17 protein-coding genes are annotated in these 12,881 nt (G+C 63.0%); 8 read left to right on the forward strand and 9 right to left on the reverse strand.

All coding sequences use genetic code 11. The annotated features are described in order from the left end of the window. Positions 1–2 precede the first annotated feature (2 nt). Entirely contained in the window at positions 3–383 is a 381-nt protein-coding gene (locus ACTJI5_RS13450) for a hypothetical protein (RefSeq protein ID WP_058540000.1), read from the reverse strand. Positions 384–515: 132 nt separating this feature from the next. On the opposite strand from ACTJI5_RS13450, the gene mnmA reads away from it, so the two are divergent. The 7 genes from mnmA to ACTJI5_RS13485 all read left to right on the forward strand — a co-directional run bounded on the left by mnmA (position 516) and on the right by ACTJI5_RS13485 (position 5,276). After that, a complete protein-coding gene (mnmA, locus tag ACTJI5_RS13455) occupies positions 516–1,670 on the forward strand; it encodes a tRNA 2-thiouridine(34) synthase MnmA (protein WP_405053460.1) in 1,155 nt (384 codons plus the stop codon). A gap of 63 nt (positions 1,671–1,733) precedes the next feature. Continuing rightward, positions 1,734–2,156: a hypothetical protein gene (locus tag ACTJI5_RS13460; protein ID WP_440860669.1), complete on the forward strand. Its 423-nt coding sequence runs from the start codon at positions 1,734–1,736 to the stop codon at positions 2,154–2,156. An 11-nt stretch (positions 2,157–2,167) separates the two neighbouring features. Further along, complete coding sequence (locus ACTJI5_RS13465) at positions 2,168–2,653, forward strand: NUDIX domain-containing protein (protein WP_440860670.1); 486 nt, start codon at positions 2,168–2,170, stop codon at positions 2,651–2,653. A 503-nt stretch (positions 2,654–3,156) separates the two neighbouring features. Further along, on the forward strand, positions 3,157–3,849 hold the full coding sequence (locus ACTJI5_RS13470) for a DsbA family oxidoreductase (RefSeq protein ID WP_440860671.1): 693 nt from the start codon (positions 3,157–3,159) through the stop codon (positions 3,847–3,849). 55 nt (positions 3,850–3,904) lie between these two features. Further along, positions 3,905–4,225: a hypothetical protein gene (locus ACTJI5_RS13475; protein ID WP_440860672.1), complete on the forward strand. Its 321-nt coding sequence runs from the start codon at positions 3,905–3,907 to the stop codon at positions 4,223–4,225. Positions 4,226–4,342: 117 nt separating this feature from the next. Beyond that, positions 4,343–4,894 (forward strand): thermonuclease family protein, encoded by a 552-nt coding sequence (locus ACTJI5_RS13480; protein ID WP_440860673.1) that lies wholly within the window; start codon positions 4,343–4,345, stop codon positions 4,892–4,894. A 142-nt stretch (positions 4,895–5,036) separates the two neighbouring features. After that, positions 5,037–5,276 carry a DUF2171 domain-containing protein gene (locus ACTJI5_RS13485; protein WP_058539995.1) on the forward strand — a complete coding sequence of 80 codons (240 nt, stop codon included), beginning with the start codon at positions 5,037–5,039 and terminating at the stop codon, positions 5,274–5,276. Positions 5,277–5,535: 259 nt separating this feature from the next. Here ACTJI5_RS13485 and ACTJI5_RS13490 read toward each other — a convergent pair whose 3' ends face one another. The 3 genes from ACTJI5_RS13490 to ACTJI5_RS13500 form a co-directional block, all read right to left on the reverse strand. Continuing rightward, positions 5,536–6,030, reverse strand: a complete 495-nt coding sequence (locus ACTJI5_RS13490; protein WP_440860674.1) for a hypothetical protein — start codon at positions 6,028–6,030, stop codon at positions 5,536–5,538. 172 nt (positions 6,031–6,202) lie between these two features. After that, entirely contained in the window at positions 6,203–6,370 is a 168-nt protein-coding gene (locus ACTJI5_RS13495) for a hypothetical protein (protein WP_171013687.1), read from the reverse strand. A 76-nt stretch (positions 6,371–6,446) separates the two neighbouring features. Next, complete coding sequence (locus tag ACTJI5_RS13500; RefSeq protein WP_440860675.1) at positions 6,447–6,788, reverse strand: hypothetical protein; 342 nt, start codon at positions 6,786–6,788, stop codon at positions 6,447–6,449. Positions 6,789–7,039: 251 nt separating this feature from the next. Here ACTJI5_RS13500 and ACTJI5_RS13505 point away from each other — a divergent pair, with 251 nt between their 5' ends. Further along, the gene (locus tag ACTJI5_RS13505) at positions 7,040–7,516 is read left to right on the forward strand and encodes a hypothetical protein (RefSeq protein ID WP_440860676.1); all 477 of its coding nucleotides are present in this window, start codon (positions 7,040–7,042) and stop codon (positions 7,514–7,516) included. 113 nt (positions 7,517–7,629) lie between these two features. Here the strand turns inward: ACTJI5_RS13505 and ACTJI5_RS13510 are convergent, their stop codons facing one another. The 5 genes from ACTJI5_RS13510 to ACTJI5_RS13530 form a co-directional block, all read right to left on the reverse strand. Continuing rightward, positions 7,630–7,944, reverse strand: a complete 315-nt coding sequence (locus ACTJI5_RS13510) for a GIY-YIG nuclease family protein (protein WP_440860677.1) — start codon at positions 7,942–7,944, stop codon at positions 7,630–7,632. A 164-nt stretch (positions 7,945–8,108) separates the two neighbouring features. After that, a complete protein-coding gene (locus tag ACTJI5_RS13515; protein ID WP_440860678.1) occupies positions 8,109–9,095 on the reverse strand; it encodes a GTP pyrophosphokinase in 987 nt (328 codons plus the stop codon). Between the two features lie 62 nt (positions 9,096–9,157). Beyond that, entirely contained in the window at positions 9,158–9,382 is a 225-nt protein-coding gene (locus tag ACTJI5_RS13520) for a hypothetical protein (RefSeq protein ID WP_440860679.1), read from the reverse strand. 128 nt (positions 9,383–9,510) lie between these two features. Beyond that, on the reverse strand, positions 9,511–10,575 hold the full coding sequence (locus ACTJI5_RS13525) for a ribonucleotide-diphosphate reductase subunit beta (RefSeq protein ID WP_310255164.1): 1,065 nt from the start codon (positions 10,573–10,575) through the stop codon (positions 9,511–9,513). A gap of 116 nt (positions 10,576–10,691) precedes the next feature. After that, a complete protein-coding gene (locus ACTJI5_RS13530; protein ID WP_439510992.1) occupies positions 10,692–12,644 on the reverse strand; it encodes a ribonucleoside-diphosphate reductase subunit alpha in 1,953 nt (650 codons plus the stop codon). Positions 12,645–12,881: the final 237 nt, after the last annotated feature.

A 12,881-nucleotide genomic window follows, 5' to 3' on the forward strand; every position in this document is an offset into this window, starting at 1 on the left:
GCTCATTCCACATTATTACCGTCGGAGGGGGGTGTGTCCGACGCATTCGTATCTAGAACAGAGGGATTCAACATCGGCTGAAATCCTCTGGTAAACAGGCCGTTCATAGTTTCGGGCAGGGCGTTCGCATCGTCGGACAAATCGAAGAAACGAACGACGCGCGGGGCTTTTTGTTCCGCCCTTGCGCGCGTCCCGCAAAATATGTGGCGCACAGCGTTAAGCTTCGCCGCATGGCGTTCGCGATGCGCCTGCGTCCGCAGCTGCCGCACCGTCGGCAGGGCAGCCTGGCGTGCGCTGGACACCGCCAATATGATGTCGAAGCCGGGCTTTGACAGCTTGGCCGCACCGGCGATGCGCGGAAGATCGGATGGAACGAAGTTCATGCGACTCGTCTACGCCAGAGGAGCTAAGGTCCCGTAAATGCCTGTTTCAGAACCTGTTAGCGAAGCTTAACCCCCGTCAATATCTTGACACTTTGCGCGGAAAAGCTGGCTTTTTTGCATTCGCATCCCTAGATGGCGCCGATCATGATCGAGACGATTCCTTCCCCTGCCGGGCTTGCCCAGGCCGACTTTCAGCTGCCGATGCCGCTGAAAGACCGGCGAATCGTCGTCGCGATGTCGGGCGGAGTCGACTCGAGCGTCGTCGCCGCGCTCGCCGCGCGATCGGGCGCCGAGGTGATCGGCGTGACGCTCCAGCTCTACGATCATGGCGCCAAGGCGAAGCGCGTTGGTGCCTGCTGCGCCGGCCAGGACATCCGCGACGCGCGCGCGGTCGCCGACCGGCTGGGCTTCGCGCATCATGTCTATGATCATGAAAGCCGCTTTCGCGACACGGTGATCGACCAGTTCGCCGACGAATATCTGTCGGGGCGGACGCCGATCCCCTGCGTACGCTGTAATATGGGGGTGAAGTTCACCGACCTGTTCCGGCTCGCGAAGGAGCTGGGCGCCGACTGCCTGGCGACGGGTCATTATGTCCGCCGTATGATGGGGCCCGCGGGCGCCGAGCTGCACCGCGCGGTCGATCCGGCGCGCGACCAGAGCTATTTCCTCTTCGCGACGACGCAGGACCAGCTCGACTTCCTGCGCTTTCCCCTGGGCGGCCTTGAGAAGAGCGTCGTGCGCGAGATCGCACGCGACCTTGGCTTGGGCGTCGCCGGCAAGCCCGACAGCCAGGACATCTGCTTCGTCCCCGACGGCGACTATGCGACGCTCGTTCGGAAGCTGCGCCCCGAGGCCGACGATCAGGGCGACATCGTCCATGTCGACGGCACCGTGCTCGGCGCGCACAAGGGCCTGATTCATTATACCGTCGGGCAGCGGCGCGGGATCGAGATCGGCGGGCAGGCCGAGCCATTGTACGTGGTGCGCCTCGAAGCCGCGACGAAAGCCGTCGTCGTCGGGCCGCGGCGCGCGCTCGCGGTTTCCGGCGCGCGGCTGGGCGAGGCGAACTGGCTGGGCGCGGTCGACGGGCGCGATGTGCTGGCGAAGGTGCGCAGCATGGCGAAGCCGGTGCCCGCGCGCGTCGCGGGCGATCGGCTGATCTTTGCCGAGGCCGAATATGGCGTCGCGCCGGGGCAGGCGGCGGTGCTGTACGATGCCGCCGACAATTCGCGCGTGCTCGGCGGCGGCTGGATCGAAGAGACGTTCGCGGCGGACGGGCTTTAACCCGGAATAGATTGAACTTTCTTCCCCGATGGCGCAGCCTGCGAGCAACAAGGGAGAAGAATGATGGTCAATTGGGTCTTGCGCGGCGCCGTCCTGCTGTGGGCGCTGTTCTTCGTCATCGTCGGCGCGCGCGGGTTGTTCGATCCCGCGAGCTATACCGAAGCCTTCGGCATATTGGTCGAAGGACCGGCCAGGAATACAGTCCGCGCCGACTTGTCGGCCTTCTTCCTCGTCGCCGCCGGCGCGGCCTTGACCGGTGCGCTGGTGCCGGGCTGGCTGCGCGCGCTGCTCGTGCCCGCCGCGCTTTATGGCACCGCGCTCGCCGGCCGGTTGTTCGGGGTGGCGAGCGGCGATGCGGTCAATACGGGGATTGTGCAAGCGATGATCATCGAGGCGCTGACGGTGTTGCTGATGGTTGGCAGCTGGTGGGTGTTGTCGCGGCCGGTCGCGGCGGTCGATAATGCGGTGCCCGTCGACGCTGGATAGCGGGCGGTCCAATGAGTTTCGCGGACAGCTATCTTGGAAAGCTGCGTTCGCTCGTCGGGAGCCGCTGCCTGCTGGTTCCGGGCGCGCGCGTCGTGATAGTCCGCGGCGATGGATCGATCCTCCTGCAACATCGAAGCGACTTTGGCGTGTGGGGCCTTCCCGGCGGAAATGCGGAGGAGGGCGAGGATCTGACCGAGGTGGTCGTTCGCGAGACGCTCGAGGAAACGGGACTGCGCATTCGAAATCCGGTGCCCTTCGGTTTCGGCAGCGATCCGGAATATGAGACGGTGCGCTTCCCGAACGGTGATGTTTGCCAGTTCTTCGTCATGATGTTTTACGCGACCGAATTTGACGGCGATGTAACCGCCGACGGATCGGAAACGCTCGACCTGCAATGGTATCGCCCGGACGACCTGCCCCCGATGCTTGAGAATATGCGCCGAAGCGTCGAGGCATTTACCGCTTTTGAGAAGAGCGGGTCGTTTCAGATGATCTGATCCATGAATGGTTCGGTAAAGCGTCGATTATGGTGCTGCCATTGACGGGTAAGCGCGCGGGCAGGTTTCGACCGGTTGCGGACTCCAACACTCTCGTCGCCCCGGACTTGATCCGGGGTCCCGCTTGAGGTCGGAGCCAGCCGATGCCTCAAAAAGCGGGATCCCGGATCAAGTCCGGGATGACGAAGCGTAAGGAAGCAACGTCCGCTCACCACCCCAAAGCTGACCCACCCACAAACGGCCTATTCCCGCCGTTGCTTGTCTTTTTAACCATTTTGTGAGTTATTACGCGCCGGGTCGCTTCTGTTTTCCTTTGTGGTGGGGAGGAAGCGTATGACAAGCGATGAGGACAAAAGGGCGAGTTCGGAGCGGCGGTCGAGTGACCGCCGGACGACCGACGACCCGAATTACAAAGGGCCGGATCGCCGAAAGGGCGATCGGCGGACGGGTAAGGATCGCCGTTCCGACTGAGTGCGGCGGCGCGTGCCGGCAGGAGAAGAAATTTGACCGAACCGCGCGTGCCGCGCCTCGCCGTCGACATCGTGTCCGACGTGATGTGCCCCTGGTGCATCATCGGCTGGCTGAAGTTCCGGAAGGTCATGGACCATTTTGCGGGGCGGCTGGATTTCCGCGTCCAGTGGCATCCGTTCGAGCTGAATCCCGACATGCCGGCGGAGGGCGAGGACGCCGCGGCGCATGTCATGCGCAAATATGGGATCAGCGCCGAGCAGAGCCGGACGAACAGCGGCAGGATGGCGGGGGTCGCCGCCGACCTTGGCTTCACCTTCAATCGCGGGCCGGAGTTCCGGATGCGCAACAGTTTCGATGCGCACCGCCTGCTGACCTGGGCGGGCGCGCTTGAGGAGCCCGAGCAGGATGCCGCGACGGGCGTGCAGACCGCGCTGAAGCTCGCGTTGTTCACCGCGCACTTCACCGACAATCGCGACGTTAGCGATCATGCGGTACTCGCCGATGTCGCGGCCTCGGTGGGACTCGACCGCGCGCGCGCGGCGGCGATCCTGGCGTCGGGCGAGTTTGGCGAGATGGTGCGCACCGAGGAAGCCTATTGGGCCGATCAGAATATCACCGGGGTGCCCGCCTTCATTCTCGGCGGGCGGATGCTGATCCCGGGGGCGCAGGATCCCGAGGTTTTCATTCGCGTGATCGAGACGAAAATACTGGCGGCCGCCGCCTGAGGAACGGCCGCGCGATCCCGCGCGTTTCCCGGCTATCCCCTGAAAGGAGCCGGCCATGATCGACGATCCCCGCAGAGCAGATGCCCAAGCCGATGAAGCGCCCGAAGCGCGCAATCGCGAGCAGGATGACGAGGATGCGCAGGCGCAGAGCGTCGCCGAAGCCGCGCGCCGCGACCGGCCGCAGGAAGACAGCGACAAGGTCGGCCGCGGCGACGATAGCGACGATGTGCAGGATCTGGTCGATCATATGACCCAGATGGAACGGTCGGGCGTCATCGACATGGACGCCTATCGCGGCGAACGCAGCGACGACGACGAGGATGACGAGCTTGGCCCGGGCGGGGTCGAGGACGACGAGCCACGCGGCGCGCCCTGACCTCCTTGGATTAAGAGTCAAAACGGCGCCGTAGCGGGCGCGATTGACCTGCTTTGCCGGTCAAAGCGGTGCAGCCTCGCCGGGATTCTGCCAAGCCCCGACCGCTAGGGTCGCGGCATGTCCGGACCCGATTTTTACGATCCGCTGCCGGTGCGCCGGCGGCGCACTGCCCGATCGAAGCTGTGGCTGAAGCCGGCGATGGCGGTCGTCTTCGTCGCTGCGCTCGCGACCTTTCGGGGCTTTCCGGGCGGAGCCGAAGCGATGCCCGCGCCCGCGGCATCCATGCTTGCGGGCGGCGAAGGCGCAGCGGCGCGCGACGCGCTGTCGGCGCGTTTCGCACTCTGTCACAGCGGCGGCGGCAGCAATTGCGTCGTCGACGGCGATACCTTCTGGTTCGCGGGCGACAAATATCGCATCGCCGATATCGACACCCCCGAAACGCATCCTGCGCGCTGCGCCGAGGAAGCGGCGCTCGGCGACGCCGCGACCGAACGGCTCCGCGCCTGGCTGAATGCCGGCGCCTTCAGCCTCGAAAGCGCCGGGCGCGACACCGATCGCTACGGCCGCAACCTGCGCATCGTCACGCGCGGCGGGGCGAGCGTCGGGTCGGTGCTGGTCGCCGAGGGGCTGGCGCGGCCATGGGAGGGGCGGCGGCGCCCCTGGTGCTAATCGGTCGGGGTAGCGGTGCGGCGGCGCGATGGAAAGCGGGCGCGGCTTTCGGGCGCTCTGCCTTAGTATAGGGGAGCCGACTCGCTTTTCTGTGCGTATGATGGTCAAGCTCCCCCCTCCCGGAGCGGCAAGGAGAATGACCATGGCAGAGCATGACCATAGCGCGATCAAGGAAGGCCTGAACGTTGTCGGCGCCGACGGCGTCCACGTCGGCACCGTCGACCATCTCGACGGCGAGCGCATCAAGCTGACCAAGGCCGACAGCGGCGACGGCAAGCATCATTACCTGCCCGCGGGTCTGGTCGCGGCGGTCGAGGGCGACACGGTCCGCCTGTCGGCGAACGCCGCGAACGCGGTCGACCTGTTCGAAGAGGCCGAATAGTTTAGGCGAGATAACAGAGGGCCGGCGGCGCAATCGGGCGCGCCGGCACCGAACTGGCCCGCCCCCTCCCCTGGGGCGGGCCATTTTCGTTTGCGGGTGCGGCATAACGACGAAAGGGAGCCGGTGTCCCGGCTCCCTCCCCGATCGCTGGCGCGATGCGGTCTCCTAATTTTCAAGGCGGGGAGCCGAGTGCACCCGGCTCCCCCCAGCGCGGCCACGTCCCTTATTGCAAGGGGTCGCCGCGGCTAGTCCCGATATGTCAGCGCGATTCGATCGCGGCGGTGGTGCGCGCCTGGATTTCGGCGCTCGACAATTTGGTGACGAGGCCGTGGGTCGCACCCACCGCGCCGTGATAGATCTGGGCGATCGGCACATTGTAGAGCTTGCCGCCGCGCACCACGACCGCGGTGTCGCCTTCGACGCTCTGCACCGTTCCGACGCTGTTGCCGCCGGTATCGTAAAGTTCGGCGCCCGCGCGCACCTGTTCGCGCGTTGCGAGGGTCAGATTCGCGGTATCGACGGCCTTGCCGACCGTGCTGTCGACGCGATCGACGGTGCCGCCGACGGGGTTGGTGACGCCATCGACCGCGGCATCGACCGCGCCGCCCTTCAGCCCGACCTTGCCGACCAGATTGATGTTGGCGCTGCCGTCGGGGGCGAGCTGCGCGGGGGCCGGTGCGGACGCGGTCTGCGCGAGCGCGGGGAAGGCGAGGAGGGCGGGGGCGACCGTCAGAAGGGGAAATGCTTTGCGCATGTCTGTCTCCGTCGTGGGACTTGAGTCAGGGGATTTGGGTCAGGCATCGGCGCGCCCCGCGGGGGGGAAGGGGGCGTCGCCGATGCCTTGGCTGGAGAAACTTGTGCAATGTCCGATTGTTGCATTGCGTTTGGCGCATTGCGACGGACCGCCGCGCGTGCGCGACGAGTGGCTAATGCGGTTGCGGACGGGGCGGTTTTCCGGGCGGCCCCGCGATCAATTTATTGAGCGTTGCGAGGCGCTGGCGCGCCGCGGTCCAGTCGCGTTCGGGGTGCGCCTGGATCTGATCGAGGAGGACGCGAACCTCCTTGCGGCGGTCGCCTTCGGTTACAGCCTGCATGGGCTTTCTCCTTTCGCGCCGGAGTATAGCAAGGATCCGGCGCGGGGGGCGGCGATCCGTCGCGCGGCAGGGGCGGTTAGTCCGGTCGGGACGCCGCGTCGCGCCGCTCGTCGCGGCGCACCTGTTCGCGCGCGCGCTGGCGGGCGATCCTGCGGTCGTGGCGGTTGTGGCGCAGGAACGCGATGCCTGCGATGCCCGCCGCGACCAGCAACAGGATCAGACCGTAGGCAATGAGGATTCTGGTCTCGATGATCTCGACTCCTTGGGCGATTGGGCGAATCTGTGTTGTGCTGCAATAATTACGGATGCTGCGCCCGTAGGTTCCCTTTGCGGCGTCGCGGCGCCCGCTCGTCGCCTCCCCGTGCGCACGCTTTTGGCGCCAGGAGAGTGGGAAAAGCGGGCGGCGCGAAGATCGCAAAGATCGCCCACGGAGCGCCCGGGCGAAAGGTCGCGAAGGTCGCGCGCGGGTGCGATGCTTCGCGCCGCGGAGCGGCTGCGGATTTCAACGGTTCAAAGAGCGAGGGGCGCAAGGCTGGCACGCGGCGGTTATGTAGGAAAGGCGCGCGCGGTCCTGTTTCGCATCGGCGCGAAAGGGCATGAGTCGGGGCGGGGTAGCGCGGCGGGGCGGCGATGCCTATTTAGGCCGCGATGACAAACGGGGACCGGAAAATGGTGGTGGTGGCACGGCTGCGCGCGGCGCCGCTGGTGGGGTGGCAGTTCGCCTGCGCGGTGCTGCTCGGCGTCTTGCTGGTGCGGCTCGACTGGGGCGGCGATCCGGTCGATGCCTTTTGGAACATGGTGTTCGGGCAGCCGCTGCTGCTGCTCGGGATCGCGGCGGTGCTCGGCGTCTGGGCCTATATCATCGGCATGTGGCGGCGGCGCGGCGATTATCTGCGCCACGACGGGGTGACGCTCTATCGCGGCGCGAGTGCCCAATGGCCGCTCGCGCTGGTGCGCGATGTGGTGGTGGCGCGCGGCAATATGGGGCTGGATTCGCTCCGGCTGGTCGTCGACGACGACAGCGAGGTCACGCGCGAGCTGATGAAGCTCTATATGCTCGAAGGCCCGCCCGAGGTGGTGCGCGACGGCGTGATGTTCGCGGTCGCGCGTGTGGGCGGGGTGATGCGGCCGGTTACGGTGCATTGAGGGGCTTGCGGACCCACGTCTCTTTTTGTCACCCCGGACTTGATCCGGGGTCCATAAGGCGGCCGTAGAATGGATGCCGGATCAAGTCCGGCATGACGAAGGAGGGCGAGGTGTCACCCGCCCAACGGAGACAATCCCAATTCCTCCGCCAAATCGCGCCATTCCGGGTTCGCCGTCTCGATCAGTTCGATCTTCCACTTGCGCTGCCAGTTCTTGATCTGCTTCTCGCGCGTGATCGCGGCGTGCATCGTCCCGGCGAGTTCGAACCAGACGAGCGTTTTGACGCCGTATCGTTTTGTGAAGCCGTCGAAGCTGCCGCCCCGATGCTGGCACACGCGCTGGATCAGATGGGAGGTGACGCCGGTGTAGAGCGTGCCGTGCCACGCGCTCGCCATGGTATAGACGCAGGGCTGGAAGTCGGCGTGCATGGGATGGAGGCTAGGGCGGCGATGGACCCCGGATCAAGTCCGGGGTGACGAAGATTGGGTCGGATCGGATGCTTCTCTTCGGATCGTCATGCCGGACTTGATCCGGCATCTTGACGCCTGAATGGGACCAAGAATTGGGGAGACAGTGCGCCCTTCGGTGTATTCTACTTGTATTCTACCAAAAGCATCTCATCATATTTTTCGCCGAATTCTCTGGAAAGAGCCATTCTAGTTAAGCCGGTTAAGGTGTAATAAACACCCCTGTTTCTTCTGTCTTCCTCTCTGGAATCGGTTGGAATTTCAGACAATGCCCTCTGCTTGTCATCAAAAACGACGGAGTCCTTGTTACTTTTTAGAATGTCAGCAAATATTTTGCTATCATTGATTTCTAATACAGATAGTTCTTTTAGAATTTCGTCATAGTTTTCGTCATCATCAGCGTTGTCGTTCGGCCATATTTCTGACATCACGGCTCTAACGGTTTCTACATTTAAATCATTCGGCTCACTGACTATGTTCTTTGCCGTCTGGTCATAAGTCTCGCGCTCTTGCTGCAATCTGGCTAATTCTAAATCAACCGTTTCCAACAAAGCCGAAATTCTATGGATAGAGCGTTTCAAGCCTTGAGGCACAGCGTCTTCTCGTTTGTACTGGAGCTTGTGCGACGCCGCTGCCCAGATGTGCTGAGCCAAGGTACGCACCTGCACTTCAAACTTAAAGTCAGTCATGCCCTTCAAAGTTGGAACATTTTCCCATTCTGATTTAATCTTCGCGACAAAATGGCGAGATTGATAGCCAAACTGGCTGTCTGAGAGTCTCGAGCCAGTATATTCGAAATCTATAACGTCAAAAGATTCCCTGAATATATCCTCAAACCTTTGTGCGTCTTTCTCGAAAAGCGTAATTATCCTTATACCTATAAGATCAGACAAGTCTCGTATGTCTGGTAATTCTATCGATTTTCTATCAAATTTTTCTTCTATAGAATCCCAAGATTTTACTCGATGTTCGAGCGGGACGCCGAGTGTTATCTTTTCACGGCTAATTATGGAATGAATTTGAGAAACTAATTCATTCTTTAGAGATTCTGCGCGCCGATAGTTTTCTGAATACTGAGACTTTAACAGCTCATTTACCATGCGCTGGTTCATCGGAATCTCACCCCGCCGCGATTTCTAAGTCGATGTTACATCCAGCGTCGTTTTATCGGTTCTCAAACCGAAAACCCGCCCGAGTTGCGCCGGTTCGAGCTCGCCGCCAGCACCTTCTTGCCCTGCGGGGTCAGCGCCCATTTGGCGCCCTGCTTCACGACGAGGCCCAGCGTGACGAGTTCGTCGCGGATCGGGTCGGTGGGGAGTTGGGGGCGGCGGTTCGACAGACCTTCGAGCGTCGTGCGCTGCGGCTGGCTGAGGATGATGAGTTTCTGTTTTTCGGTCATTTGGTTGGCCTTGTTTTATCTGGGTCGCTGCGGGGTTTGGCGTTTGTGGCCCTCCCCGCTGCGACTAGGGAGCAAGCTCCCAAGTCTCGCTGCCCCTCCCGCAGGCGGGAGGGGTTTTCAGGAAGACATTATTCGGCGGCGATGCCGGCTTGTTTGAACATGTCTTCGCCGTCGCTTTCGGCGTCGTTGACCGGGCTCGCGTCTTCGCTGTTCTTCGCCTTCTTGCGGCTGTCGAAGCTGGTCCAGACGCTGTTCCAGTCGCCGCGCGTCGCGCCCTTGCTGTATTCGGTCGCGCGCGTTTCGAAGAAGTTGGCGTGCTCGACGCCGTTGAGCAGCGGGGCGAGCCAGGGGAGCGGGTGTTCGTCGATCATGTAGATCGGCTGGAACCCGAGCTGTCCGAGGCGCCAGTCGGCGATGTAGCGGATGTAGCGCTTGATCTCCTTCGGCGTCATGCCGGGGACGGGGCCCTGTTCGAACGCCAGGTCGATGAATGCATCCTCGAGCCGCACCGTCTTCTGGCAGGTGTCGATGATGTCTTCCTTCACCGCCTTGGTCAGACAGCCGCGTTCCTTGGTGAAGGTGTGGAACAGCTTGATGATGCCTTCGCAGTGGAGGCTTTCGTCGCGGATCGACCAGCTGACGATCTGGCCCATGCCCTTCATCTTGTTGAAGCGCGGGAAGTTCATCAGCATCGCGAAGCTGGCGAAGAGCTGGAGCCCTTCGGTAAAGCCGCCGAACATCGCGAGCGTGCGCGCAATGTCCTCGTCATTGTCGACGCCGAACTGCTGCATATAGTCGTGCTTGGCGCGCATCTCGTCATATTCGAGGAACATGCCATATTCGCTTTCGGGCATGCCGATTGTGTCGAGCAGGTGCGAGTAAGCCGCGATGTGCACGGTTTCCATGTTGCTGAATGCTGTCAGCATCATCTTGATTTCGGTCGGCTTGAACACGCGGCCATATTTGTCGTGGTAGCAATCCTGCACCTCGATATCGGCCTGCGTGAAGAAGCGGAAAATCTGCGTGAGCAGGTTGCGTTCGTGGTCCGAAATCTTCTGCGCCCAGTCGCGGCAATCCTCGCCCAGCGGCACTTCCTCGGGAACCCAGTGGATCTGCTGCTGGCGCTTCCAGAAATCGAACGCCCAGGGATATTCGAAGGGCTTGTAGGTGTTGCGGGCTTCTAACAACGGCATGGCGGGCTTCCTCGGTCTTTTGCTTCGTCATCCCCGCGAAAGCGGGGACCCAGTGTTGCGTGACCCCGCCCTGGGTTCCCGCTTTCGCGGGAATGACAGGAAGGGGGAGTGCCGTCTTATTGGCAGGCCAGGCACTCGTCGTAGTCGGTGCTCTCCAACTGATACACGGGCGCCTCGGCGGTGTTGTCGGCTTCGACCCCGCCCGCGAAACCGGCGCGCTGCACCGACTTGGACCGCAGGTAATAGAGCGATTTGATGCCGAGTTCCCACGCGCGATAGTGGAGCATCAGCAGATCCCATTTCTCGACGTCCGCCGGGATGAAGAGGTTCAGCGACGCCGCCTGGTCGATATAGGGCGTACGATCGGCGGCGAGTTCGAGCAGCCAGCGCTGGTCGATCTCGAAGCTCGTCTTGTAGCAGTCCTTCTCGTCCTGCGTCAGGAAGTCGAGGTGCTGGACGCTGCCGCCCTTTTCGAGGATCGAGTTCCACACATTGTCGCTGTTCTTCGCCTTGTCGACGAGCAGGGCTTCCAAGTGCGGGTTGCGGATCGAGAAGCTGCCCGACAGCGTCTTGTGCGTGTAGATGTTCGCCGGGATCGGCTCGATGCACGCGCTGGTGCCGCCGCAGATGATGCTGATCGACGCGGTCGGCGCGATCGCCATCTTGCAGCTGAAGCGCTCCATCACGCCCTGATCGGCGGCGTCGGGGCAGGGGCCGCGTTCCTTGGCGAGCAGCATCGACGCCTGATCGACCTGCGCGCGGATATGCTTGAAGACGCGGAGGTTCGACGACTTCGCCATCGCACCCTCGAACGGCAGGCCGCGTGCCTGGAGGAAGCTGTGGAAGCCCATCACGCCGAGGCCGACCGAGCGTTCGCGGCTCGCGCTATATTTGGCGCGCGCCATTTCGGGCGGGGCGCGGTCGATATAGTCCTGGAGGACATTATCGAGCATGCGCATCACATCCTCGATGAAGACCTTGTCGCCGTTCCACTCGTCCCAGGTTTCGAGGTTCAAGGACGAGAGGCAGCAGACCGCGGTGCGATCGTTGCCGAGATGGTCGCGGCCCGTCGGCAGCGTGATTTCGCTGCAGAGGTTCGAGGTGGTGACCTTGAGGCCGAGGTCGCGATGATGCTTGGGCATCATGCGGTTCACCTGATCGATGAAGATGATGTAGGGCTCGCCGGTCGCGAGGCGCGTTTCGACGAGCTTCTGGAACAGCGAGCGCGCGTCGACGGTGCCGCGGACGCTCTGGTCCTTCGGGCTGCGCAGGTTGAATTCGGCGCCGTCGCGGACGGCCTCCATGAACTCGTCGGTGATGAGCACACCGTGGTGGAGATTGAGCGCCTTGCGGTTGAAGTCGCCCGAGGGTTTGCGGACCTCGAGGAACTCCTCGATCTCGGGGTGCGAGACGTCGAGGTAGCAGGCGGCCGAGCCGCGGCGGAGGCTGCCCTGCGAGATCGCGAGGGTGAGCGAGTCCATCACGCGGACGAAAGGAATGATGCCGCTGGTCTTGCCGTTGAGGCCGACGGGTTCGCCGATGCCGCGCACCGCGCCCCAATAGGTGCCGATGCCGCCGCCGCGGCTCGCGAGCCAGACATTCTCGTTCCACGTGCCGACGATGCCTTCGAGGCTGTCGTCGACCGAGTTCAGATAGCAGCTGATCGGCAGGCCGCGGCCGGTGCCGCCGTTCGAGAGAACGGGGGTCGCGGGCATGAACCACAGCTTCGAGATATAGTCGTACAGGCGCTGCGCGTGGTCCTGATCATCGGCATAGGCGTCGGCGACGCGCGCGAAGAGATCCTGGTACGATTCGCCGGGCAGCAGGTAACGATCCTCGAGCGTTTCCTTGCCGAAGTCGGTGAGCAGCGCGTCGCGGCTGCGGTCGGTCACGACCTCGAATCGGCGCGCGTGGACCTTGGGCTCGCTGCTGTCGTTGAGCTTTGCCGCGGGCGCCGCATCGGGAGCCGATTCACCCGTCGATTCGGGTGCCACGGGGGCTTCATTCTTCGTCAGTTCCGCCGTCGCCACGTCGCTCGTCTCCACCCGTTCCGTTTCCCGAAAATCCATCTTATTCGCCCCCGATTTGAACGCGCAACTGGTGCGCTTTGTTCCTGTCTTGTTCGACTCAGGGCGAAGCCCCGGTCTTAGCATCTAAACCTGTCCCCGTGGGCACTTTTTTTGGGCGCAGGGAGGGTTTTCCCGTGTCCATATGGGATGGACGACGGAAATCCGCCAGTTGCAGCCGAATACTATTTCTTGGGGTGCCCCCGTGTGTGACCCACCACCTATAGTGCCACGTCGGCG

Source organism: Sphingopyxis sp. 22461 (genome assembly GCF_052044915.1).
Classification (GTDB): Bacteria; Pseudomonadota; Alphaproteobacteria; order Sphingomonadales; family Sphingomonadaceae; genus Sphingopyxis.